This window comes from Streptomyces mauvecolor (genome assembly GCF_039532965.1).
Lineage (GTDB): Bacteria > Actinomycetota > Actinomycetes > Streptomycetales > Streptomycetaceae > Streptomyces > Streptomyces violascens.
In genome coordinates, this window is sequence record NZ_BAAASQ010000021.1 from 141660 (window position 1) to 165342 (window position 23683).

A 23683-nucleotide genomic window follows, 5' to 3' on the forward strand; every position below is an offset into this window, starting at 1 on the left:
CCTGCCTGTCAGGATGATCGGCTTCAGCGCACGGTCTTGGGGTCGAGAGCGTCCCGGACCGAATCCCCGAGCAGGTTGAACGCGACGACGAAGACGACCATCGCGATGCCGGGGAAGAACATGAAGGTGAGATCGGAGTCGTAGTACGTGGCCCCGGACTGGAAGAGCAGGCCCCAGTCGGGAGTCGGGCTGTGGACCCCGACGCCGAGGTAGGAAAGCCCCGCCTCGGCGGTGACGTTGACCGGGAGCAGCAAGGTGGCCTGCACGAGCACGGTCGACCAGATGTTGGGCAGCAGCTCCTTGCGGATGATCCGCCACCCCGAGGCGCCGCTGAGCCGGGCCGCCTCGATGAACTCGCGCTCGCGCAGCGAGAGCACCTGGGCCCGGATGAGCCGGCCGATCGTCATCCAGCCGAGGACCAGCTGCACCAGGATCAGCGCCACCACCCGCACATAGGCGGGCTCCTCCTCGGTGGGCGAGACGAACAGGGCCACGATCACCGGGGTGAAGGCGATGAAGAACAGCTGCTGCGGGAAGGACAGCATGAGGTCCGAGAACCGGCCGAGGAAGTAGTCGGTCCGGCCGCCCAGATACCCCTGCACCAGGCCGATGAGGACGCCGATCACCACCGCGATCGTGGTGACCGCGAGGGCGATGAGCAGCGAGGTGCGGATGCCGTAGATCAAAAGCGTGAACACGTCGCGGCCGAGCTTCGGTTCGAGGCCGAACCAGAAGTCGCCGTCGATCCCGCCATTGGGCTTGAGCGGAATGCCGTAGCTGTTCAGCAGCCCGCGGTCCTGCCCGTACAACTGGTAGGGATCTTTTCCGTACAGCTTGGAGATGAGTGGAGCGGCCACTGCGACCAGGATGAATCCGAGGACCGTAAAGGCACACAGGATTCCGACCTTGTCGCGTTTGAACCGGATCCATGCGAGACGCCCGGGTGAGCGTCCGACAAGTTCGCCCGTCTTCGGTTCGATGCCGTCGGCCGGGCCGGGGGCCTCACCCTCTCCGGGAAGTGGATCGGATGGCTCCATGGCAGCTCTTGTGGAACTCGACATTTCGCATTGCCCTCCGCGCAGGAAGGATTCAGCGGCGCTGTTGCGTCATTTGTTGACCGGAACATTCATGGGTGCGGCGGTGCGAGTCAAGAGGTTGGTACAGGCCGAGGTGAACTCATCGCTTTACTTGGTGCAAGATTTCATTCTTCGGTGCGGACGCGTGCTTGACAGGCTCCCGGCTTATCCGGAATCTCCTGCTAAATGCCCATCAATTTCCGTAACGCGGGGGCAACATGCAGGTCGCGGCGCCGATATACGGACATGGCACGGTGAGCACCGTACGGCCGTGCGGGTGCCGTGGCCGGCCGGGTGGCTTTCCGCCGCCCGGCCGGCCGTCACTTGTGCTTCTCGGGTCTACTGGAGCCCCAACGAGCGGCGCAGGAAGTCGACTTGGAGCAGCAGCAGGTTCTCGGCGACCTGCTCCTGCGGGGTCATGTGCGTCACGCCCGTGAGCGGGAGCACCTCATGGGGGTGGCCCGCCGCCAGGAGCGCGGAGGACAGCCGCAGGGAGTGGGCCACCACCACGTTGTCGTCCGCCATGCCGTGGATGATCATCAGCGGGCGGGCCGGGCTCGGGCGGCTGGTCAACTCGCCGTTCCTGACCAGGGAGTTGGAGTCGTACACGTCGGGGTTCTCGGACGGGAGCCCCAAGTACCGCTCCGTGTAGTGGGTGTCGTACAGCTCCAGGTCCGTCACCGGCGCCCCCGCGATGCCCGCGTGGAACACATCGGGCCGCCGCAGGACGGCGAGCGCGGACAGATAGCCGCCGAAGGACCAGCCCCGCATCGCCACCCGGCCGAGGTCCAGGGGGTAGGCGCCCGCCAGGCCGTGCAGCGCCTCGATCTGGTCGTCGAGGACGAGGGTGAAGTCGTTCTTGACCGCCTTCTCCCAGGCGGGGGAGCGGCCGGGGGTGCCGCGGCCGTCGGCGACGACCACCGCGAAGCCCTGGTCGGCGAACCACTGCGAGGCGAGGTGCGCATTGTGCGCGGCCACCACCCGCTGTCCGTGCGGTCCGCCGTACGGATCCATGAGTACGGGCAGCGGCCCGTCGGATTCGCGGTAGTGGGACGGGAGCAGAACGGCGCACGGGATCCGCTGTGCGCCCCCTTCGGTCAGCCGGAGCCGCACCGAGAGGCCGGGAGTCGCGGCATACGAGACGATCTTGGCCAGTTCCTTGCCGTCCCGCAGCACCCTGACATCCGCCCCCGGCCGGTCGGGCCGGGCGGAGCTCAGCACCGTGATCGCCCCGGAACGCACGGCCGAGTGGACTCCCGCGCCGTCCGAGACGCGTTCCGTACCCAGCTCATTGACCCGGTACACATGGATCTCGCCGATCTCGGGAGCACCGGCCGCCGCCGAGCGGGCCTTCGCACCCGCGGACGCGGAGATCAGAACATCGCTCTCGCCGATGTCGAGCACCGCCCTGACGTGCAACTGCGCTCCGGTCAGGGCCCGGTCGCCGACGGCCAGGACCCGCGCCCCGCCCTCGTCGGCGATCCGGACCAGACGGCCGTCGGGAGCCCACGCCGGGACGCCCGGCAGGAGTTCGAGCCAGTCCGCGTCCTCGTCGACATGTACGGTGCGCGTGGCGCCCGACGCGGGGTCGACGGCGAGGTGGAGCTGGGTGCGCTGGTCCCGGGACTGGACGAGCAGCAGCGGCGCGCCGTCCGAGGACCAGTGGACCCGGGCGAGATAGGGGTGGCGGCCCCGGTCCCAGACGACCTCGGTACGCGTGCCGTCGAGCGCGTACAGGAAGAGCCGCACCTCGGCGTTGGGCGTGCCGGCCGCCGGATAGGCGACCTGTACGGGCTCCTGGCCGGGGTTGGCCGGATCGGCGATCCACCAGCGCCGTACGGGGCTGTCGTCCGCGCGGGCGACCAGGAGCCGGTCCGAGTCGGGGCTCCACCAGTGGCCGCGCGAGCGGGACATCTCCTCCGCGGCGATGAACTCCGCGAGCCCGTACGTCACTTCGGGTGACTCGGGCTCGGCGAGTGCCCGGTCGCCCTCGCCCTCGGCTCCCGCGACCCGCAGCGCGCCCCGCGCCACATAGGCCACATGGCGACCGTCGGGGGAGGGGCGGGGGTCGAGCACCGGGCCCGGCACCGGCAGTTCGCGGGCGGTGCCGGCGCGCAGCTCGGCGGTGAAAAGGCGACCGGACAGGGCGAAGGCGGCGAGTTCGACGGCCGCGTCGGTGGCATACCCGACGATTCCGGCCGAACCCTCCCTGCTGCGCTCGCGCCGCGCCCGCTCCTGCGCCGAGAGCCGCTCGCCCCGGCCGCCGAGCAGCGCGCCGGGGTCCGCCGCGATCCGCTCCGTACCACCGCGCACCAGGTCGAGTACCCAGAGCCCGTTGCTGCGTTCGGTGCCGGACGGCGAGCGCAGGAAGACGATCCGCTCGCCGTCCGGCGACACGGTGAAGGCGCGGGGCGCACCGAGCGTGAAGCGCTGGGTCCGTGCTGAGTGCCGGGGGAACGAGAGCTGCCCGGAGTCCTCTGGGTGCCTGGATGCGGTGGTCGTCATGAGGGGAACCTAGTCGCCCCCGGTGCGGCCCGCCCAGGTGCGAGCCGCGTGCGCCCCATGTGCGCCCGTGCCCCGATCAATGCGTTCCCACGGAAAGTTATGATCCGTAGCGCTCAGTGGGTATGAACCTGCTGGCTGTATGCGCATTGCTGGGTCCGTCCGACCACCGGAACAGATGGAGGTGAACCGCCGTGGCACTCTCGATTTCGGCGGTGGTGCTGCTGGCGATCGTCGTCTTCCTGCTGGTCCGGAAATCCGGGCTCAAGGCCGGACACGCGGCGGTCTGCATGCTGCTCGGCTTCTATCTGGCGAGTTCGTCCATCGCCCCCACCATCAGCCAAGTGACCAGCAACGTGGCGGGGATGATCGGGGGGATCAAGTTCTAGCGAGCGCCCGCAGCCTGTCCTGAACCCTGGCGGCGGGGGCACGGCCCGGCCCCGGCCTCGTAGGCTGGGCCCATGTCGGAACTCCCCGCCCGCCGTCTTCTCCTGGTGCACGCGCACCCGGACGACGAGTCGATCAACAACGGCGCCACCATGGCCAAGTACGCAGCCGAAGGCGCGCACGTCACCCTGGTGACCTGCACGCTCGGTGAGGAGGGCGAGGTCATCCCGCCGGAGCTCGCCCATCTCGCGCCCGACCAGGAGGGCGGCCTCGGCGCCCACCGGATCGGCGAACTCGCCGCCGCGATGAAGGAACTGGGCGTCACCGACCACCGCTTCCTCGGCGGCCCGGGCCGCTTCCACGACTCCGGAATGATGGGCGTCGAGCAGAACCACCGCGCCGACGCGTTCTGGAACACCGACGTGGACGAGGCGGCCGCGTACCTCGTAGAGGTGATCCGCTCCGTGCGCCCGCAGGTCCTCGTCACCTACGACCCCGACGGCGGCTACGGGCACCCCGACCACATTCAGGCGCACCGGGTCGCGATGCGCGCCGCCGAACTCGCGGCCGAGTCCGGCTACCGCCGCGACCTGGGCGATCCGCACACCGTCGCGAAGATCTACTGGAACCGGGTGCCCCGTCCGGTCGCCGAGGCGGCCTTCGCCGAGCTGCGCGCCGCGAACGCGGACTTCCCCGGCATCGCCGCCATCGGCGACGTACCGGGTGTCGTGGACGAGCCGGACATCACGGCAGAGATCGACGGCACCGCCTTCGCCGCCGCCAAGGCCGCCGCGATGCGCGCCCACGAGACCCAGATCGCCGTCCAGGGGCCCTACTTCGCGCTCTCCAACGACCTGGGCCAGCCGATCTTCACCACCGAGTACTACCAATTGGCGGCGGGCGTCCCGGGAGTCCCGGCCGGGCAGCGCGAACACGACCTGTTTGAAGGTGTGGGCAAGTGAGTAAACGTACCGCCATGGATGACACGAGGACGGGCGGCGGCGCCGCGCGCATCGCGCTGTACCTGCTGCTCGTCGTGCTCGGCGCGCTCGTCGGCGTCGCCGGGGCGCTCGTGCAGACGGCCTGGTTCCCGGGCGGCCTCGCCCTGTCCCTCGCGGGAGCCGTCGGCCTCTTCTGGTCCGGTACGCAACTCATGGGCGGCCGGGGCGGAGTGGGGGCGCCCGCGGCCGGCTGGCTGGTCGCCGTCATCCTGCTGACCGCCTCGCGCCCCGAGGGCGACTTCGTGTTCGGCGCCGGAGCCGGGTCGTACGTCTTCCTGCTCGGCGGGATGGTTGCAGCTGTGATCTGTGCCACGATCGGCGGATTCGCGCAACCCGGCGGCCCGGCCGCCCGACTTGGCAAGTGACGTGCGCAGTCGCGACGACGCAGTAGAAGGCGAGGGGGCGCGCCTTCTCCGGGCCGCCCCGTTCGGAACAACGGCGGCCAGTATGGTGGTGCGCGCCGCCGAGCCGCCCGTACAGAGGCACCACAAGAACGAGACCGGGTGGCGGAGCCGATCGGGAGAGAACCAGCCTTGAGTCGTGAAACTGACAGTCCGTCCTCCGGCCCCCAGGGGCGCGGCACAGCCGGGTATCCCTCGGGCACCCCGCCGTACGGAACCCCGTCGTCCGCGGGCCAGGGTGCTCCTGAAGCCGCTGTCGAGCCGGACGAGCCGAAGACCGAGACCACGCTGACGACGCGGATCCGGATCAACATCCCGGGCTCGCGGCCCATCCCGCCGGTCGTGGTGCGTACGCCGATGAGCGACACCGCCAAGCCGGCGGACGCGGAAGGCGTGAGCGAGCGCACCGGTTCGGTGCCGAGGCCCGAGTCGCCCGAGCCGGACGCCGAGGAGCCGGCCGCCGAAGAGCGGCCCACCAGCAACTGGTTCGCCCCGCGCAAGTCCCCGGCGGCGCCCTCCTCTCCGGCGACCCCGCCGGGCGGCACACCCAGGGCCGACCTTCCGTACTTCTCGGACGGTTCGGGCACCGGGGCGCCGGGCGCCGACGGATCCGGCCGCCCGGACGGCCCGGACGGGGCGCGCCCCGGCCAGCCGTCAGGACCGACCACGGGGCCCGTCACCGGGAACGCCGCGCTGCCGGTGCGACCCGTCGGCAACCGCGCGGGCACGGGCCAGGGCGCCGCGCCGAACTCCCGGACTCCCGAGGGCCCGGCCTTCGGCGTCGACTCCGGTCAACTCCCGGGCCCGCGGCCCGAGCTGGGCCGGGGCCGCGGTGAAGGCCCGGGCCCCGACACCGGGTTCGGCGACGGCGTACGGCCCGGCCAGGACTTCGGCCGGAACCCGGTCCAGGGCCCCGGCATGGGCGGCGCGGTCGGCAGTCACCCCTTCGCGCCCGGCGGCCAGAGCCCCGCCCCCGTGCTGTCCGACGACACGGCGATCCTCACCCCGCAGGCCCCGGCGCCGAGCCCGCTCACGCACACCGTGGGCAACCCGCTCGCGAGCCCGGCCGTCAACCCGGCGGCGCCCGCGCCCGGCGGCCATGTCTCCGGCGACACCCTGACCAGCGGCATCCCGGTCGTCCCGCCGGAGCACCGGGGCGGCTCCTTCCCGCCCGGCCCCGGCGGCCCGAAGCTCACGCCGCCCCCGGCCGCCGACTTCGACGAGGCCGAGCCTCCGGCCCCGCCGCAGCGCACCACCAAGCCCGCGGCGCCCGCGCCCGCCAAGAAGGGCCGCTCCAAGCTGGCCCTGCTCGGCGGCGGCCTGGTCGCCCTGGTCGGCGTGGCGTACGGCGCCGGTCTCGTCCTGAACCACTCCGAGGTCCCCAAGGGCACCACGGTGCTCGGTGTCGACATCGGCGGCGGCACCAAGGAGGCGGCCGTCTCCAAGCTCGACCAGACCCTCGGCAAGCGCGCCAACCAGCCGCTGAACCTCACGGTCGACGGCAAGCAGACGCAGCTCAAGCCCGAGATCGCGGGGCTCTCGCTGGACAGCCAGGCGACCGTGCGGGCCGCGGCGGGCTCCGACTACAACCCGGTGTCCGTGATCGGCTCACTCTTCGGCGGCAAACGGGTGGCCGAACCGGTGATCCCGGTCGACGAGGAGAAGCTCGGCGTCGCCCTGACCGACCTCGCCGGGGCGTCGGGCTCGTCGACCGAGGGCACGATCAAGTTCGTGCCGGGCAAGGCCGTCGCCGTGCCGGGCAAGGCGGGCAAGGCGCTCGACGTGAACCGCTCGATGATCTCGGTGAAGGACGCGTACCGGACGATGGTGCAGACCGGCAAGGCCGACCCGGTGTCGCTGCCGGTCGCGGTCCGCCAGCCCACCATCAGCCAGACCGAGATCGACCGGGCGATGAAGGACTTCGCGCAGCCCGCGATGTCCGGGATCGTCACGATCAAGGCGGGCGCCAAGTCGCTGCCCTTCGGCCCCTCGAAGTCGCTCCCCAAGATCCTCTCGATGAAGGCGAACGGGGGGAAGCTGGTGGAGGTCTACGACAAGGCCGCGATCACCGAGCTGATGGGCTCCACGTTCAAGGGGATCATGGTCAACCAGGGTGGTCAGAAGCACGAGGTGTCCGCGGACGACGTGGCCAACGCGATGAAGACCGCGCTGCTCGGCAAGACCGCGGCCGAGCGGACCGCCACGATCGATCTCAACCCGAGCTAGCCGCTCCGAGGATGCGGCCGGCCCCGGGGAGTGCGAGGATCCCAGTGCGGGCCGTCCGTGGCAGGTCGTGCAGTTGCCCGCGCCCCTTGTGAGGCACGAACGCCCCCGTACCCCCGCGGTACGGGGGCGGTGTCATGCCGGCACCCATGACATCCGTCATGCGGGAGTCACGACGCCCGGCACTGCCGCGGTGGCCTGCGTCCGGGCGAATCTTGACCCATGACGCAGACAGCACCTCCCGCCGAGCGGACCGCACAGTCCGTGGTGAGCTTCGAGAACGTGAACAAGAGCTACGGCGACGTCCGTGCCGTGGCCGACCTGTCGCTGCGGCTGCACCCCGGCGAGACGGTCGCCCTGCTCGGCCCCAACGGAGCCGGCAAGTCCTCCACCCTCGACCTGCTGCTCGGACTGCGCAACCCCGACTCCGGCCGGGTCAGCCTCTTCGGGATGACGCCCTCGCAGGCCATCAACGCCGGCAAGGTCGGCGCGATGCTGCAGAGCGGCGGTCTGATGGAGGACGTGACCGTGCGCGAGCTGGTCAAGCTCGGCTGCGACCTGCACCCCAAGCCGTACCCGGTCGCCGAGGTCATGGACCGCGCCGGGATCACTCAGATAGCCGATCGCAAGGTCAACAAGCTCTCCGGCGGCCAGGAGCAGCGCGTCCGCTTCGCGCTCGCGACCGCCGGGGCCAACGACCTGATCGTCCTCGACGAGCCGACGACCGGCATGGACGTCACCGCCCGCCAGGCGTTCTGGGCGACCATGCGCGAGCAGGCGGCCCAGGGCCGTACGGTCCTGTTCGCCACGCACTACCTGGAAGAGGCCGACGCGATCGCCGACCGGGTGCTCGTCCTGCACAAGGGCAAGCTGCTCGCGGACGGCACCGCGGCCGAGATCAAGGCCAAGGCCGGCGCCCGCCGGGTCAGCTTCGACCTGGAGGGCACGATCGACGAGGCCGCGCTGCGCGGGCTCCCCTTCCTGTCCACCATCGACATCTCGGGCCGCACCGTCCGCATCCAGTCGCACGACGCCGACGCCACGATGCACGCGGTGTACGGGCTCGGCCTCTACCCGCGCAACCTCGAAGTCGCGGGCCTCGGCCTGGAGCAGGCCTTCGTCGCCATCACCTCGGCCGAGGAGGCCAACGCACGATGAACACGCTGATCAAGCTCGAAATCACCCGCACCCTGCGGAACAAGAAGTTCATGTTCTTCTCGGTGATCTACCCCTCGGCCCTCTACCTGCTCTTCGCGGCCTCGCAGAACAGCACCGACAAGGTCAAGGGCACCGACCTCACCTTCCCGGCCCTGTACATGGTCTCGATGGCTTCCTTCGGCGCGATCACCGCCGTCCTCATGGGCAACAGCGAGAAGATCGCCAAGGAGCGGGAGAAGGGCTGGGTGCGCCAGCTGCGCCTGACCACCCTGCCGGGCCGCGGCTACGTCCTCGCGAAGATCGCCAGCGCGGCCGTGGTGACCCTGCCCTGCATCGTGGTCGTCTTCCTCGTCGCGGCCGCCGCCAAGGGCGTGCGCTTCGAGGCCTGGCAGTGGGGCGCGCTGACCGTCGCCATCTGGGCCGGTTCGCTCTGCTTCGCGGCCCTCGGCGTGGCCATCGGCTACATCGCCAGCGGTGACGCGGTCCGCCCGATCACGATGATCATCTACTTCGGCATGTCGATCCTGGGCGGCCTGTGGATGCCCAGCACCGTCTTCCCGCAGTGGCTGCAGAACATCGCCGAGTGGCTGCCCACGCACGCGTACGCTGCCCTTGGACAGGCCATCGAGCTGGGCAACGCCCCGCAAGGCAAGGACCTCGCCATCCTCGTCTTCTACTTCCTGCTCTTCGCGGGCGGCGCGGCATGGCTGTACCGGAAGGACACCCTGAAGGCGTGAGTCCCCTGAACAAGGGCCACAAGGACCCGGCGGTGCGGATCGGGCTGAGCCCCGAGACGCGCCGCCAGATGTGGCAGAAGCTGATGTGGGTCGGCATCTGGCTGGCCTTCATGAGCGCCCCGATCGGCGACCTGCTCGACGGCAACCACACCACCGCGGCGACCGTGCTCGGCTGGCTGGGCCTCGCCGCCTTCGTGACCGTCTACCTGGCCCTGGTCCTGCGCCACACCGCCCGCCCCCTGGCCTCCGCGACGGTCTACAGCCTCCTGGGCTTCCTGGCCGCGTTGGCGGTCGTCCTCTCCCTCACGCTCGGCTCGTCCTGGCTCGTGCTCTTCGTGTACGTGTCCGTCTCCTGCGGGGCGACGCTGCCGATCACGCTCGCCACCTGGTCGATCCTGGTCACGACCGCCACGATGACCGTGATCGGGACGCGCGCCACCCACGTCGGCGACGTCGTGCCGGGCCTGGTCATCCCCGCGATCCTGGGCGGCTTCGCCATGACGGGCGTACGCCATCTGATCCGTACGTCGGTGGAACTGCGCGAAGCCAGGGCCACGGTCGCCCAACTGGCCGCGAACGAGGAGCGGTTGAGGATGGCGCGCGATCTGCACGACCTGCTCGGCCACTCCTTGTCCCTCATCACGCTCAAGAGCGAGCTGGCCGGGCGCATGCTGCCCGGCCACCCCGACCAGGCGGCCCAGCAGGTGGCCGACATCGAGCAGGTGAGCCGGCAGGCCCTCGTCGACGTACGGGCCGCCGTGAGCGGGTACCGCAGGGCGACCCTGCCCGCCGAACTCGCGGGCGCCCGCACCGCGTTGAGCGCGGCGGGCATCGAGGCGGACGTGCCGACGAAGGCGCCCGAGGGCCTGCCCGCCGCCGAGGAGGAGGTGCTCGCCTGGGTGCTCCGCGAGGCCGCCACCAATGTCGTACGCCACAGCGGCGCCCGGCACTGCACGGTCACCATCGGCGAACGCCAGACGCTGGACGGCCGGTTCCTCGAACTGCGCGTCCAGGACGACGGCAAGCCCGGCTCGGCGTCCCCGGTCCCGGGCAACGGCCTGACCGGCCTCGCGGAACGCCTGGCGAAGGTGTCCGGAGTCCTGGAGACGGAACCCGGCCGCAAGGGCTTCACGCTGATCGCCCGGATCCCCCTGATTCCGGACCCGTCCACGACCCCTCTAGTATCCGGATCATGATCCGACTCCTCCTGGCCGAAGACCAGTCCATGGTCCGCGAGGCCCTCGCCGCGCTGCTCGGTCTGGAGCCGGACATGGCGGTGGTGGCGCAGGCCGCCCGGGGCGACGAGGTGCTCGCGGCGGCCCGCGAGCACACGGTGGACGTGGCCCTGCTCGACATCGAGATGCCGGGCATGACCGGCATCGAGGCGGCGGCGCAGCTGCACCGCGAGCTGCCGGACGTGAAGATCGTCATCCTGACCACCTTCGGGCGCCCCGGCTACCTGCGCAGCGCCATGGAGTCGGGCGCGGACGCCTTCCTCGTGAAGGACGCCCCGGCGGCCCAACTGGCGACGGCGGTTCGGAAGGTGCTCGACGGCGAGCGGGTCATCGACCCGACGCTCGCGGCCGCCGCCCTCGCCGAAGGGGCGAACCCGCTGACCGAACGCGAGCGCGACGTGCTGCGGGCCGCGCAGGACGGCGCGACCAACGCCGAACTCGCCGCCGCCCTCTGCCTCTCGCAGGGCACCGTCCGCAACTACCTCTCCATGGCCATCCAGAAACTGGCGGCCCGCAACCGTGCGGAGGCCGTCCGCATCGCGCGCGAGAAGGGCTGGCTGTAGCCGGGCGGCTCAGCCCTCGAAGTCGTCGAGGGCGAGCTCGGCGACGGCCTCTTCCTCGTAGCCCTCGATGGGGCCGAGGTAGCGCGCCAGGCCGGGGTGCTCGGCGCAGAAGGTGACGTAGGCGGTGACGGTGTCGTCGTAGAACCCGCCGGTGGACAGCGAGACGTACCCCTTCACGCCCGCGTCCCCGAACTGTTCGCGGGCGCCGATCAGGGCGATCCGGGCATAGGCGAGGCACCTGCGCAGCAGGGCGCACTCCCGCTCGGGGCCGGATGCGGGCAGGCCCTCGTCGATCATCCCGCGCCCGTTGACGGCGTACTCCTCCTGTACGGCGTCGACGTACGTCCCGTGGGTCGTGTCGGCCAGCGCCGTGAGCAGCCGGGCGCCACTGGGGCCCGTCGTCCACCCCCGGCGTACGACGTCGCGGAAGGGCGCCGGGACGTCGTCGTCGCCGAGCCCGGAGACATCGGTGCGGGCCAGGAGCCCGGCCATGGCCGTGTTGGTCTGCATGTGCCAGCCGTCCCGCGTCGGGGGTGAAGATCCGCCGCTCCCATCGTGCACCGTGGGACCCCCGTGATCCATGACCCCGGGGGTCCCGGAGGCTTCAGCAGCTGACCAGGAGCAGGGTCAGGGCCGAGCAGACGTGGACCGCCGAGTTGTTGCCCGGGTCCGGGTCGGCGGGGGTCAGGTCGACCAGGGCGGCCGTGACCGGGAGGTCGCCGCTCGCCAGGAGGCCGGCGTGCAGCGTCAGCTTCTTCGAGACGGTGGCGCCGGACGGGATCGCGCCGAGCGCGCAGACGGCGGTCCGGTTGGTCTTGTCGAGCGTGCAGCCGGGCGCGGAGGGCGCCGTGAACCCGGCCGGATAGCTGAACCACACCCGGGCGGCGCCGACGGCCGCGGGCCCGGTGTTGGTGACGTTCGCGGTGAACGTGGCCGCGTTGATGCCGAGCCCCTTGGGGGAGACGTCCAGGGTCACGGAGAGGTCGGCCTGAGCGGGGTCGGCGGCGGCCGGCGCGGCGAGGCCGAGGGCGGCGAGGAGGGGGAGGAGCAGGGCGGGGGCGAGGCGGGCGGCTATGGGTCTGAGGCGTGACACGCGGACTCCTGGCGAGGTCGGGGTGACATGGCTGCGCCGTCCTCAACAGGCCGTCGGGGACGCCCGGTTGAGGGTGCGTCAACAGATTGTGACCGCTGGTCGCCGTTCCGGCAGGGTTTTCCGGCGGGGCGCGGGGATTGGCCGGATGTCGGCGGGTTCAGGCCCCGGGCCGCCCGGTGCCGGGGCCCATGACGACACCCCGCCCCGCGTAGAACCGCTCGAGGTCGGCCCACTGGACAGGGACGAACTCCTGGGAGCGGCGGCTGTGGAATCCGGACGGATTGTGAAAGACGAGGGCGTCCTCGGTCGCCCCCACGGCCAGGACCAGATGGCCGCCCCGGCGCTCCGGGGCCGGTGCGAGTTCGCGGATCGAGGGGTGGACGGAGAGCATCAACAGGTGCCCGGATGCGCTGAGTCGAGGGATCTCTGCCATCGGCAGATGCGGCCGGGCGGCCGCCTTCAGTCCCCACCGCTCGTGGGCGTACGCGGCGAACGGGGCGTAGATCAGCCCGTCAAGGCCGTCGCCCCGGCGGACGTACGCGCCCGCCGCGAGGCACTCCTCGGCGAGCTCCATCGGCGTCGGCGCCGAGCCCTGCCAGTACTCCAGTGCCATCCGCAGGCAGGCGACCCCGCACAGCCGCCAGGACCACCAGGCGTACTCCTCCGGAGTCCGGGCCCCGTACTTCCGCCACAACGGATCCTGGGCGGCGTCGAGGTCCCCCGCGACGATCCCCTCCACGAGCTCGGGGGAGGCCCATTGGGCGTGGTAGGGGACGGGGTGGACGGCGCGGGGGTGGTGGTCGCTCATGGGGGGACTTTAGGCGGGGCGGCTTCTTACCCACCCTGCCCCTTCCACCCCCCGGAGGGTCTCCGTGCCGGCCGGGGCGATACCGCTAGGGGCGCGGGGAACTGCGCGACCAGCCACAGTGGGGGCGGGCCGGCGCCCGAACAAACCCCACCCCTCGGCGGAGCTAATTGAGCATGGCCCGGGCCGCCCGAGCCCGGCGGCGAACCGATTCCGCGGTGGTCGGCTCCACCGGCTCCACCACGTCCGCGTACCGGTCGAGCTCGGCCGCCCCTGCCAGGAAGTCGCCCCGCTGCACCAGAAGCTGGGCGCGCTCGAAGCGCAGGCGGGCCGGGTGGGAGGGGAGCAGCAGGGAGAGCTCCACCGCCCACAGGGCGACGTCGCTGCGCTCCGGGCGCGCCGCGGCCCATGCGCGGATGTTGTTCAGGATGCGCAGGATGACATCCAGCGGCGCGGCCGGGCTCAGCATGGATTCCTGCAGAGGCGCGCCGGTCGCCCCGGCCACCAGGAGCTCCGCGTCCGCGCCGGTCAGGAGGCGGCCCGCGTCGAACGGGTCGGCCAGGACCCGGTCCCGGGGCGGCCCGAAGCCCACCACGAAGTGGCCGGGCAGCGCCACCCCGTACACCGGCGCCCCGGCCCGCCGGGCCACCTCGATCCAGACCACCGAGAGCAGGATGGGCAGGCCCCGCCGGCGCCGCAGCACCTCGTGCAGCAGGGACGACTCCAGGCGCTGGTAGTCGGGCGGGCTGCCGTGGAAGCCGCAGGTGGCGCCGAGGAGTTCGGCCGCCGCGAGAGCCCAGGGGCGGGCGCCGGTGAGCCCGTACGGGAGCAGCCCGGCGAGCCGGTCCAGCTCGATGTGGGCGGCGTCGATGCCCCGTTGGCCGAGCGCGGGGTCGGCGACCGCGCCGAGCAGGAGGCAGAGCGTCACCACGTCGGGGCGCTCCGAGCGGGCCTCCTCGGCGAACTCCCGCCGCCAGTCGGTGACTTCCGGATTCATGTCAGCCTCGTACCCGGTCAGCGAGATCGGAAGTGGTGGTAGCTGTGGTGCGTCGCGAAGCCCTGGCCCTCGTAGAGCGCGCGGGCGGCGTCGTTGTCGGCCTCCACCTGGAGCCAGGCGGCCGACGCGCCCTCGTCCAGGGCACGGCGGGCCAGCGCGGTCATGACGGCCGTCGCGAGGCCCCGGCGGCGCAGCGCCGGGTCCACCTCGACGGCCATGAAGCCGGCCCAGCGTCCGTCGACCACGCAGCGCCCGATCGCCGCGGGCGCCGCCCCGTCGCCGGGGACCGAGGCGAACCACACCGAGGGGCCGCTGTTCAGTACCGTCAGAACGTGCTCGCCCGGGGTCACCGACCGCTGGTAGCGGCTCAGCCACGCCTCGTCGACCGTGCGCTCCAGGCGCACCCGGGACACGTCCGCGGCCAGGTCGCCGATCGGCGCGAGTGCCGCGATCCGCACCTCGGCGCTCACCTCCCGCTCCCAGCCGGCCTGTTCAAGATCCGCGCAGAGCCGCTCCTGGGTGCCCGCGGCGCCCGTCGCGGTCTGGATGTAGGCGGGAAGACCGCGGGCCGCGTACCAGGTGCGTACGTGGTCGAGGGCGTCCGGCAGCGGGAGGCCCGGGTCGCCGAGCGGCAGGACCGAGTTCGCCCGGCGGGTGAAGCCGGCCGCGGCCCGCAGCGTCCAGCCGCCGAGCCGCTCGCTCTCCACCGGCTGCCAGGCGCGCGCCAGGACCGGCGCGAGCTCCTCGAAGGAGGCGGCCGGACCGCGGCGACGGGCCGGAGCCGCGGGCACGACCTTGCCCGCGACCAGCGTGGACTCCTCGATGCGCACCGTCTCACCGCTCTTTCGTGTGATCGACAACACACCGTTGTCCCATGATGTGAGTACGCCGACGGTGTCCGCGAACAGTGAGCCTGGAGTTCCGCTGGGGTCCAGGCGCCGGACTGATACGCGTTTGCCCGTATCGGCGGCCGTAATTCGGACCTCAAGCCGTCCGCCGGTGGTGAATTCCACAGGTCTCTCCGCCCCTCCTGTTCGGATCGTGCCCCGAACCGGAGATACTAGGTGTGGGCATCGACGACGCCGCGCTCCCGCGCGCCACGTGGACGGAGCCGCAGATCGGCCCGCCGCGCCCTATCGAGGAGGAACGACAGCGTGACCTACGTCATCGCGCAGCCTTGTGTCGACGTCAAGGACAAGGCGTGTATCGAAGAGTGCCCGGTCGACTGCATCTACGAGGGCTCCCGGTCCTTGTACATCCACCCGGATGAATGCGTCGACTGTGGCGCCTGCGAGCCGGTGTGCCCGGTCGAGGCGATCTTCTACGAGGACGACACCCCGGACGAGTGGAAGGACTACTACAAGGCGAACGTCGAGTTCTTCGACGAGCTCGGCTCGCCCGGTGGCGCCTCCAAGCTCGGCCTGATCGAGCGGGACCACCCCTTCATCGCAGCGCTGCCGCCGCAGAACGGCTGATCGCGCTTCCCCGGTCCCCGTACGGCTCAGCTGCCGTGCGGGGCCGCGGTGTTTCCCGGCCCGGCCGCCCGCAGCACCGTACGTACGAGAAAGTGAGCCCCTTTCGTGAGCGCAGTCTCCTCGCGCCTTCCCGTCTTCCCCTGGGACAAGCTGGAGCCGTACAAGGCGACGGCCGCGGCCCACCCGGACGGCATCGTGGACCTCTCCGTCGGCACGCCCGTCGACCCGGTCCCCGAGCTCGTGCAGCAGGCCCTGACCGGGGCCGCGAACTCGCCGGGCTATCCGACGGTGTGGGGCACGCCCGCGCTGCGGGACGCGATCAAGGGCTGGCTGGAGAAGCGCCTCGGCGCGCGCTCCGTCGAGCACACCAACATCCTTCCGGTGGTCGGCTCCAAGGAACTGGTGGCCTGGCTGCCCACCCAGCTCGGCCTCGGCGCCGGCGACCAGGTGGCCTACCCGCGGCTCGCGTACCCGACGTACGAGGTCGGCGCGCGCCTGTGCGGCGCGGAGCCGGTCGTCTACGACGACCCGACCGAGCTCGACCCGACCCACCTGAAGCTGCTCTGGCTCAACTCGCCGTCCAACCCGACCGGCCGGGTCCTCGCCAAGGACGAGCTCGTGCGCATCGTGGCGTGGGCCCGCGAGCACGGCGTGCTGATCTTCTCGGACGAGTGCTACCTGGAGCTGGGCTGGGAGGCCGAGCCCGTCTCGGTGCTGCACCCGGACGTGTGCGGCGGCAGCCACGACGGCGTCGTGGCCGTCCACTCGCTGTCCAAGCGCTCCAACCTGGCCGGCTACCGGGCCGCCTTCATCGCCGGTGACGCGGCCGTCCTCGGCGAGCTGCTCCAGATCCGCAAGCACGGCGGCATGATGACCGCCGCGCCCGTGCAGGCGGCCACCGTCGCGGCCCTGGGCGACGACGCGCACGTACAGGAGCAGCGGGCACGGTACGCGGCGCGGCGGGCGGCGCTGCGCGAGGCCCTGGTCAAGCACGGCTTCCGCATCGAGCACAGCGAGGCCAGCCTGTACCTGTGGGCGACCCGCGACGAGGGCTGCTGGGAGACGGTGGCCCACCTCGCCGAGCTCGGCATCCTGGTGGCCCCCGGCGACTTCTACGGCGAGGCGGGCGAGCGGTTCGTGCGGGTCGCGTTCACGGCGACCGACGAGCGCGTCGAGGCGGCCGTGAAGCGGCTCGGGCAGTAGCCCTCCGGCGTACGCACACGAAGGGGCCCGGGGAGTCTGCACTCCCCGGGCCCCTTCGCATCACCTGACGCTGCTGCTCAGCCGCCGATCGGCAGGCCCTTCAGCGGGAGCTGCTCGGCGCCCGGCAGGCCCGGGGTGGGCACGCCCTGGGGGGTGGGCAGGCCGCCCTGGGTGGCGGTCTGGGCGGCCGAGCCGAGGATCTCGCCCGCGCTGCCCGCCGCGTCACCGGCCGCCTTCTGCGCGGCCGGGGTGGCCACCTTGCCCGCCTGTCCGACCGTCTTGCCCGCCATCGGCACGGCCTTCTTGACGGTGGCGGCGCCGGTGTCGCCGGCCAGGCCGGTGGCCTTCTGGGCCACCCCGTCGACGGTGTTGCTGACGGAGCTGGGGTCCATCTGGGTCAGGCCGCCGAGGTTGGGCGCGGCCTGGGGAAGTTCCACGGCGCTTGCGGAGCCGGCCGCACCGACCACGGGCGCTGCACCTGCCGCGATGAGCAGCGCGGCGCGGGCGATCCGACGGGTCAGGGGGAGGGACATGATGCTCCTTCAGACGGGTTGGAAATGTGTGACTGTCCGGCGTTCGGACGCAGTGACAACCGCCGTGAGGGGAGGAGAGGTTGCGGTGACCCCGGGTAAAGAGTTCGTAATGCGTCGCATTATCTACTCCGGATAAAAACGGGCAAATGAATCACCGCTCATGTCCATGATGATCCGTCAGGTCCCTTTATTTTCAAGGGAATTGACGATTCTTCGGAGCGATGTCCGGACGCGGGTGCGAAACCTCACGCCCGGAATGAAGGGGTACTTCGGTCGAGTGCCTTGCCGAACGGACGGCCGGTTACGGTGCGAGGGTGATTCGTACCTCTTGCGTACCGTCGCCCGAGGGACCGGCGGCGGAGCCCTGCCCGGTCGAGGCGGGGACCGTCGCGGAGGCCGGGGCCTTGGACCAGCCGTCCGCCGAGTCGTCCGCGCTCCAGGTGCGGCCCGCGTAGGAGACCTGCGCGATGTGCAGCGAGGAGGCCTGGGCGACCGCCCAGTGCGCCAGCGCCCAGCCGCGCTGCTCCCGGCCGGCGCCCGCCGCGGCCGTGCCCTCGGTGGCCCGCACCGGCACCGTGACGTCGCGGCCCGCGCCGGCCGGCTGCCCGTCCGGAACCGTTCCCTCACCGAACGCCTTCGTCAGCCCGGCACGCACCTGTGCGGGGTCGCCCGGACGCGCGTTCTTGGCGACCGTGCAGGTCAGCGAGGCGGACTCGCGGCCGGTCAGCGCGGCCGTGAGGACCGCCGCGTCCGGCTCGTGCTTCGCGTAGGCCTGCGGGTAGGCGCTGCGCTGCACCTTCTGCGCGGCCACGGTCAGCGGCAGCCGCGAGTATCCGGGGACCTCGGCGAGGTGCTTGTAGAACTTCCCGGCCGAGTAGACCGGATCCATGATCTGTTCGGCGTTGCCCCAGCCCTGCGAGGGCCGCTGCTGGAACAGGCCGAGCGAGTCCCGGTCGCCGTGGTTCAGATTGCGCAGGCCCGACTCCTGCATCGCGGTGGCGAGCGCGATCGTCACCGCCCGCTCCGGCATCCCGCGCGAGATGCCGACGGCCGAGATCGTCGCCGCGTTCTCCGCCTGCTCGGGGCTCATCTCGAACGTGGCTCCCTGCCCGTCGCCCGTACCCGCCACGCATCTGGGCGCGCCCGGACCCCCGCTCACGTACTGCACCACCAGATATCCGGCGATCGCGAGCAGGACCACGAGGGCCGCTCCGATACGCAGGAGGCGGCCGCGTCGGGAGGGGCGCGGGAGGTCGATGGGCTCGGACACGGTGCCCACCGTACTGGAGCGCGAAGGGAGCCTCAGCGGGGGAGCTAGGGTCGGATCCATGGCCGATACCACCCTGGATCTCACCGCGGACGCGCCCACGCTGACCGCCCAGCTCGTCGACTTCGCCTCCGTGAGCGGCGAGGAGAAGCCCCTCGCGGACGCCATCGAGCGCGAGCTGCGCAAGCTGGCGCACCTCACCGTCGACCGGCACGGCAACAACATCGTGGCGCGCACGAACCTGGGCCGGGCCGAGCGGATCATCCTGGCCGGGCACATCGACACCGTGCCGATCGCCGACAACGTGCCCTCCCGCCTCGACGAGGACGGTGTGCTGTGGGGCTGCGGGACGAGCGACATGAAGTCGGGCGTGGCGGTCCAGCTGCGCATCGCGCAGACGGTGGCCGAGCCCAACCGGGACCTGACCTTCGTGTTCTACGACAACGAAGAGGTCGCGGCCCACCTCAACGGCCTCGGCAGGGTCGCCGAGGCCCACCCCGAGTGGCTGGCGGGCGACTTCGCGGTGCTGCTCGAACCCTCCGACACCGAGGTCGAGGGCGGCTGCCAGGGCACGCTGCGGGTCCTGCTGAAGACCCGCGGCGAGCGCGCCCACTCCGCGCGCAGCTGGATGGGCTCCAACGCCATCCACAAGGCGGCTCCCATCCTCGCGAAGCTGGCCGCATACGAGCCGCGCCGCCCGGTGATCGACGGCCTGGAGTACCACGAGGGCCTCAACGCCGTACGCGTCGAGGGCGGCGTCGCCGGCAACGTGATCCCGGACGAGTGCACGGTCGTCGTCAACTACCGTTACGCGCCCGACATCACGGGTGAGCAGGCCGTCGCCCACGTCCGCGAGGTCTTCGCCGACTGCGACATCGCCGAGTTCGTCGTCGACGACCACTCGGGGGCCGCGCTGCCCGGGCTCTCGCACCCGGCGGCGGCCGCCTTCATGGCGGCGGTCGGCGGCACCGCACGGCCCAAGTTCGGCTGGACCGACGTCTCGCGCTTCGGCGACCTCGGTGTGCCCGCCGTCAACTACGGTCCCGGCGATGCGCTCCTGGCCCACAAGCGCAACGAACACGTCGTCGTGGACCGGATCACGCGGTGCGAGCAGCGGCTGTACGCCTGGCTGACCGACTGAGCCTCCTGCCGACTCGCCGAGCCTTCTTGTGAGGGCGCGATGACGCCCTGAGGGGCTTGCTCCGTGCGGGCGAGCCCTTCGTTCAAGTCTTTCAAGGCTTCGGTCGTAGTGTGGCCTGCCTGAATTTCGCCATTCGTAACGTTCGCCGACCTACCCTGGCTGAGCACGCGCAACATCGTCAGCGGAGGGAGCACGGCATGGCCAACCCCGAGGGAAGCCCGTTTCCGGCGGAGCAGCGGCTGGAACAGCGGCTCGGACCAGTCCTTCGCCGCCGCGATCAGGTACAGGCCGGCACCACCGACCAGCGCCTCCTGGACTCCGAGGGCGACTCCCAATGGGTGCACACCGACCCCTGGCGGGTCATGCGCATCCAGTCCGAGTTCGTCGAAGGCTTCGGCGCTCTCGCCGAACTGCCCAGCGCCATCAGCGTGTTCGGCTCGGCCCGCACACCGGCCGGCTCGCCCGAGTACGAGGCGGGCGTGCGGATCGGGCGCGCCCTGGTCGACGCGGGCTTCGCCGTGATCACCGGCGGCGGGCCCGGCGCGATGGAGGCCGCGAACCGGGGCGCGCGGGAGGCCAACGGCATCTCCGTCGGCCTCGGCATCGAGCTCCCCTTCGAGCAGGGGCTCAACCCGCACGTCGACATCGGGATCAACTTCCGCTACTTCTTCGTGCGCAAGACGATGTTCGTCAAGTACGCGCAGGGCTTCGTCGTGCTGCCCGGCGGGCTCGGCACCCTGGACGAGCTGTTCGAGGCTCTCACCCTGGTCCAGACCCGCAAGGTCACCCGCTTCCCGATCGTGCTGTTCGGCACGGAGTACTGGGGCGGGCTCGTGGACTGGCTGCGCAACACGGTGGTCGGCCAGGGCAAGGCCTCCGCGGGCGACCTCCTGCTGTTCCACGTCACCGACGACGTGGACGAGGCGGTCGCGCTCGTCACCAAGGAGACGGGGCGCTAGGCGCTCCCTAGGCCAGCCCCCGCCGGGCCACCGCCGGGGCGCGGTGGCCCGCGATCGAGGCCACCATGTCCAGGACCTGGCGGGTCTCGGCCACCTCGTGGACGCGGTAGACCCGGGCACCCAGCCACGCGGACACCGCCGTCGTAGCCAGCGTCCCGATCACCCGCTCCTTCACCGGCCGGTCCAGCGTCTCGCCCACGAAGTCCTTGTTGGACAGCGAGACCAGGACCGGCCACCCGGTGTCGGACATCTCCTGGAGGCGCCGCGTCGCCTCCAGGCTGTGCCGGGTGTTCTTCCCGAAGTCGTGACCGGGGTCGATCATGATCCCGTCGGGCCGCACCCCCAGGTCCACGGCCCGCTCCGCGAGGCCCACGGTGACCCGCAGGATGTCCGCCACCACGTCGTCGTACGCGATCCGGTGCGGCCGGGTGCGCGGCTCCACACCGCCCGCGTGGGTGCACACGAGGCCCGCCCCGTAGCGCGCCGCGACCTCGGCGAGCTTGGGGTCGACGCCGCCCCACGCGTCGTTCAGGACGTCCGCGCCGGCCTCGCAGACCGCCGCGCCCACGTCGTGCCGCCAGGTGTCCACGCTGATGACCACGTCGGGGAACCGCCTGCGCACCTCGGCCACGAAGCCGACCGTGCGCCGCGCCTCCTCCTCGGGCGTGACCTCGTCGCCGGGGCCCGCCTTCACCCCGCCGATGTCGATGATGGCCGCGCCCTCGGCCACCGCCTGCTCCACGCGGGCGAGCGCGGGCTCGTCGTGGAAGGTCGCACCCTGGTCGTAGAAGGAGTCGGGGGTCCGGTTCACGATGGCCATGATCACCGGTTCGTACGCGGCGAACTCGCGTCGTCCCAGCCGCAGCGTGCCGCGGTCCGTTCCGCTGTGCATCCCCTGTGTCCTTTGCTGTGGTCCGGGCCGTTGTCCGCCTGCGACCCTAACTGTCAGTGCCGCATGGCACGATCGGACCCGAACAGTTTCCGGCGTCGGGAAGAGGCTCGCTCGTGTTCTGGTTCTTGCTGATCGCGATGGTCGTCGTGGTCGCCGCCGTGACCCTCGCCGTCGTGGGCGGAGGTGGCGACGACGGCGCGGTGCTGCCCGACACCGAGCCGGAGCACTTGGTGGACCCGCTGCCCGAGCACCGCCCCGTGGCCCGGGCCGACGTGGAGGCGCTGCGCATCCCTGTGGTGCTGCGGGGCTACCGGATGGCGGACGTCGACGACGTGCTGAGCAGGCTGGGCGCGGAGCTCGCCGAGCGGGACGCGCGGATCGCCGAGCTCCGGACCACGCTCGAAGGCAGCCGGAAGCGCCTCGCGGCCGGCGGCCAGGGCGCCGCGCCGCAGGACCTCGCGACACAAGAGCCGGTGACCGAGCCGTCCGACGAGGAGCCCCGGCGATGAGCGGCGCGATCCCCGGGCCCGACGGCCGGCTGCGCTGCCCCTGGGGGCTCTCCGCCGAGGAGTACGTGGCGTACCACGACACCGAGTGGGGCCGCGCGGTGCACGGCGACGACGCGCTGTACGAACGGCTCTGCCTGGAGGCCTTCCAGTCGGGGCTCTCCTGGATCACGATCCTGCGCCGCCGCGAGGGCTTCCGGAAGGCCTTCGCCGACTTCAGGATCGCGAAGGTGGCCGAGTTCACCGACGCCGACAAGGAGCGGCTGCTCGGCGACGAGGGCATCATCCGCAACCGCCTCAAGATCGAGGCGACGATCGCCAACGCGCAGGCCCTCGCCACCTGGTCACCCGGTGAGCTCGACGCTCTCATCTGGTCGTACGCCCCGGACGCGGCGACCCGCCCGGCCCCGCGCACCCTGTCCGAAGTCCCGGCCGTCACCGACGAGTCGACGGCCCTGTCCAAGGCCCTGAAGAAGCGCGGTCTGCGCTTCATCGGCCCGACCACGGCGTACGCGCTGATGCAGGCGTGCGGCCTGGTCGACGACCACCTCGTGGACTGCGTGGCCCGGGGCGGCGCCTGAGCACCGTCCCGGACCGCCCGGCTCAGCGGCCGACGTACTTCGGCTTCTCCTTGGCGAGGAAAGCGGCCACCGCGATGGCGTGGTCCTCGGAGGCGCCCGCCTTCGACTGGAGCTCGTCCTCCTTCTCCAGCGCCTCGGCCAGGGTGTGGCCCGCGCCGTAGGCCAGCGACTCCTTGAGCGCGCCGTACGCCACGGTCGGCCCCTCGGCCAGCGCCCGGGCCACCGCGAGGGCCTGCTCGGCCAGCTCGGCGGCCGGTACGACCTTGTTGACCAGGCCGATCTCGTACGCCTCGGACGCGGAGATCGAGCGCGGGAACAGCAGCAGGTCGGCCGCGCGGGACTGGCCGATCAGGCGCGGCAGCGTCCACGAGACGCCCGAGTCGGCGGTCAGGGCCACCCCGGCGAACGACGTGTTGAACGCGGACGTGTCCGCGACCACCCGGTAGTCCGCGGCCAGCGCGAAGCCGAGCCCGGCGCCTGCCGCCACCCCGTTGACGCCGGCCACCACGGGCTTCGGCATCTCGGTGAGCGCCTTCAGGATCGGGTTGTAGTGCTCCCGCACGGTGCTCATCGTCTGCCCGGTGCCCGCCTCGCGGTCCGCCGTCAGCGACGCGACGTGCTCCTTCAGGTCCTGGCCGACGCAGAACGCCCGGCCGGTCGCGGTCAGCAGCACGGCCCGTACCGCCGGGTCCGAGGCCGCGGCCCGCACCGCCTCGCGGAGCGCGACCTTCGCCTCCGTGTTCATGGCGTTCATGGCCTCGGGCCGGTTGATCGTGATCGTCGCGAGCCCGTCGCTCACCTCGTACAGCACGGTGTCGGCCATGGTGGGATCCCCTCCGTCGCGGATGCTTCTCAGGTGTCGTATCCGCTCAGCATGGCGGAGATCACGAGCGGTGGGCATGTGACCTGCGTCAAACAATCGGGGCACCGGGAGGAACCCGCGGCGGC

25 protein-coding genes are annotated in these 23683 nt (G+C 71.8%); 14 read left to right on the plus strand and 11 right to left on the minus strand.

Going from position 1 to position 23683, the window contains the following annotated elements; translation table 11 throughout:
* Window positions 1–23: 23 nt before the first annotated feature.
* Together ABD346_RS26025 and ABD346_RS26030 are read right to left on the minus strand one after the other, a co-directional pair.
* On the minus strand, window positions 24–1061 hold the full coding sequence (locus tag ABD346_RS26025) for an ABC transporter permease (protein ID WP_344378156.1): 1038 nt from the start codon (window positions 1059–1061) through the stop codon (window positions 24–26).
* 354 nt (window positions 1062–1415) lie between these two features.
* Window positions 1416–3581 (minus strand): S9 family peptidase, encoded by a 2166-nt coding sequence (locus tag ABD346_RS26030; RefSeq protein ID WP_344378157.1) that lies wholly within the window; start codon window positions 3579–3581, stop codon window positions 1416–1418.
* 191 nt (window positions 3582–3772) lie between these two features.
* Here ABD346_RS26030 and ABD346_RS26035 point away from each other — a divergent pair, with 191 nt between their 5' ends.
* The 8 genes from ABD346_RS26035 to ABD346_RS26070 all read left to right on the plus strand — a co-directional run bounded on the left by ABD346_RS26035 (window position 3773) and on the right by ABD346_RS26070 (window position 11283).
* The gene (locus ABD346_RS26035; RefSeq protein WP_053729969.1) at window positions 3773–3967 is read left to right on the plus strand and encodes a DUF2304 family protein; all 195 of its coding nucleotides are present in this window, start codon (window positions 3773–3775) and stop codon (window positions 3965–3967) included.
* 72 nt (window positions 3968–4039) lie between these two features.
* Window positions 4040–4927, plus strand: coding sequence for an N-acetyl-1-D-myo-inositol-2-amino-2-deoxy-alpha-D-glucopyranoside deacetylase (gene mshB / locus ABD346_RS26040; RefSeq protein ID WP_344378159.1), 888 nt, complete (start codon window positions 4040–4042; stop codon window positions 4925–4927).
* Window positions 4928–4941: 14 nt separating this feature from the next.
* Entirely contained in the window at window positions 4942–5331 is a 390-nt protein-coding gene (locus ABD346_RS26045) for a DUF6113 family protein (RefSeq protein ID WP_344378161.1), read from the plus strand.
* Window positions 5332–5499: 168 nt separating this feature from the next.
* Window positions 5500–7593, plus strand: a complete 2094-nt coding sequence (locus ABD346_RS26050) for a peptidoglycan binding domain-containing protein (protein ID WP_344378162.1) — start codon at window positions 5500–5502, stop codon at window positions 7591–7593.
* A 219-nt stretch (window positions 7594–7812) separates the two neighbouring features.
* Window positions 7813–8748: an ABC transporter ATP-binding protein gene (locus tag ABD346_RS26055; protein ID WP_344378164.1), complete on the plus strand. Its 936-nt coding sequence runs from the start codon at window positions 7813–7815 to the stop codon at window positions 8746–8748.
* Window positions 8745–9485 carry an ABC transporter permease gene (locus tag ABD346_RS26060; RefSeq protein ID WP_344378165.1) on the plus strand — a complete coding sequence of 247 codons (741 nt, stop codon included), beginning with the start codon at window positions 8745–8747 and terminating at the stop codon, window positions 9483–9485. Before ABD346_RS26055 ends, ABD346_RS26060 begins: the two co-directional genes overlap by 4 nt.
* A 68-nt stretch (window positions 9486–9553) precedes the next feature.
* Window positions 9554–10681 carry a sensor histidine kinase gene (locus ABD346_RS26065; RefSeq protein WP_344378425.1) on the plus strand — a complete coding sequence of 376 codons (1128 nt, stop codon included), beginning with the start codon at window positions 9554–9556 and terminating at the stop codon, window positions 10679–10681.
* Entirely contained in the window at window positions 10678–11283 is a 606-nt protein-coding gene (locus tag ABD346_RS26070) for a response regulator (protein ID WP_381227671.1), read from the plus strand. The genes ABD346_RS26065 and ABD346_RS26070 overlap by 4 nt, the downstream gene beginning before the upstream one ends.
* Window positions 11284–11292: 9 nt before the next feature.
* Here ABD346_RS26070 and ABD346_RS26075 read toward each other — a convergent pair whose 3' ends face one another.
* From ABD346_RS26075 to ABD346_RS26095, 5 genes are all read right to left on the minus strand, one after another.
* On the minus strand, window positions 11293–11793 hold the full coding sequence (locus ABD346_RS26075; protein ID WP_344378166.1) for a hypothetical protein: 501 nt from the start codon (window positions 11791–11793) through the stop codon (window positions 11293–11295).
* 94 nt (window positions 11794–11887) lie between these two features.
* Entirely contained in the window at window positions 11888–12376 is a 489-nt protein-coding gene (locus ABD346_RS26080; protein WP_344378167.1) for a hypothetical protein, read from the minus strand.
* Window positions 12377–12533: 157 nt separating this feature from the next.
* The gene (locus ABD346_RS26085) at window positions 12534–13184 is read right to left on the minus strand and encodes a C39 family peptidase (protein ID WP_344378169.1); all 651 of its coding nucleotides are present in this window, start codon (window positions 13182–13184) and stop codon (window positions 12534–12536) included.
* Between the two features lie 163 nt (window positions 13185–13347).
* Window positions 13348–14178, minus strand: a complete 831-nt coding sequence (locus ABD346_RS26090; protein WP_344378170.1) for a transglutaminase family protein — start codon at window positions 14176–14178, stop codon at window positions 13348–13350.
* A gap of 17 nt (window positions 14179–14195) precedes the next feature.
* The gene (locus ABD346_RS26095) at window positions 14196–15191 is read right to left on the minus strand and encodes a GNAT family N-acetyltransferase (RefSeq protein ID WP_344378172.1); all 996 of its coding nucleotides are present in this window, start codon (window positions 15189–15191) and stop codon (window positions 14196–14198) included.
* A 141-nt stretch (window positions 15192–15332) separates the two neighbouring features.
* On the opposite strand from ABD346_RS26095, the gene fdxA reads away from it, so the two are divergent.
* Both fdxA and dapC read left to right on the plus strand, forming a co-directional pair.
* Window positions 15333–15653, plus strand: coding sequence for a ferredoxin (gene fdxA / locus ABD346_RS26100; RefSeq protein WP_018845645.1), 321 nt, complete (start codon window positions 15333–15335; stop codon window positions 15651–15653).
* A 105-nt stretch (window positions 15654–15758) separates the two neighbouring features.
* Entirely contained in the window at window positions 15759–16856 is a 1098-nt protein-coding gene (dapC, locus tag ABD346_RS26105) for a succinyldiaminopimelate transaminase (RefSeq protein WP_344378174.1), read from the plus strand.
* Between the two features lie 77 nt (window positions 16857–16933).
* Here dapC and ABD346_RS26110 read toward each other — a convergent pair whose 3' ends face one another.
* Together ABD346_RS26110 and ABD346_RS26115 are read right to left on the minus strand one after the other, a co-directional pair.
* Complete coding sequence (locus ABD346_RS26110; protein WP_344378176.1) at window positions 16934–17389, minus strand: ATP-binding protein; 456 nt, start codon at window positions 17387–17389, stop codon at window positions 16934–16936.
* A gap of 301 nt (window positions 17390–17690) precedes the next feature.
* Window positions 17691–18668, minus strand: coding sequence for a VldE C-terminal domain-containing protein (locus tag ABD346_RS26115; RefSeq protein ID WP_344378428.1), 978 nt, complete (start codon window positions 18666–18668; stop codon window positions 17691–17693).
* 49 nt (window positions 18669–18717) lie between these two features.
* On the opposite strand from ABD346_RS26115, the gene dapE reads away from it, so the two are divergent.
* Both dapE and ABD346_RS26125 read left to right on the plus strand, forming a co-directional pair.
* Complete coding sequence (dapE, locus tag ABD346_RS26120) at window positions 18718–19797, plus strand: succinyl-diaminopimelate desuccinylase (protein WP_344378177.1); 1080 nt, start codon at window positions 18718–18720, stop codon at window positions 19795–19797.
* 197 nt (window positions 19798–19994) lie between these two features.
* Window positions 19995–20756: an LOG family protein gene (locus ABD346_RS26125; RefSeq protein WP_053729953.1), complete on the plus strand. Its 762-nt coding sequence runs from the start codon at window positions 19995–19997 to the stop codon at window positions 20754–20756.
* A 7-nt stretch (window positions 20757–20763) separates the two neighbouring features.
* Here ABD346_RS26125 and folP read toward each other — a convergent pair whose 3' ends face one another.
* Complete coding sequence (gene folP / locus ABD346_RS26130) at window positions 20764–21648, minus strand: dihydropteroate synthase (protein ID WP_344378180.1); 885 nt, start codon at window positions 21646–21648, stop codon at window positions 20764–20766.
* 113 nt (window positions 21649–21761) lie between these two features.
* On the opposite strand from folP, the gene ABD346_RS26135 reads away from it, so the two are divergent.
* Window positions 21762–22157 carry a hypothetical protein gene (locus tag ABD346_RS26135; RefSeq protein WP_344378182.1) on the plus strand — a complete coding sequence of 132 codons (396 nt, stop codon included), beginning with the start codon at window positions 21762–21764 and terminating at the stop codon, window positions 22155–22157.
* Window positions 22154–22735, plus strand: coding sequence for a DNA-3-methyladenine glycosylase I (locus tag ABD346_RS26140; protein ID WP_344378183.1), 582 nt, complete (start codon window positions 22154–22156; stop codon window positions 22733–22735). The genes ABD346_RS26135 and ABD346_RS26140 overlap by 4 nt, the downstream gene beginning before the upstream one ends.
* 22 nt (window positions 22736–22757) lie before the next feature.
* Here the strand turns inward: ABD346_RS26140 and chcB are convergent, their stop codons facing one another.
* Window positions 22758–23558: a 2-cyclohexenylcarbonyl CoA isomerase gene (gene chcB, locus ABD346_RS26145; protein ID WP_344378184.1), complete on the minus strand. Its 801-nt coding sequence runs from the start codon at window positions 23556–23558 to the stop codon at window positions 22758–22760.
* Window positions 23559–23683 lie beyond the last annotated feature (125 nt).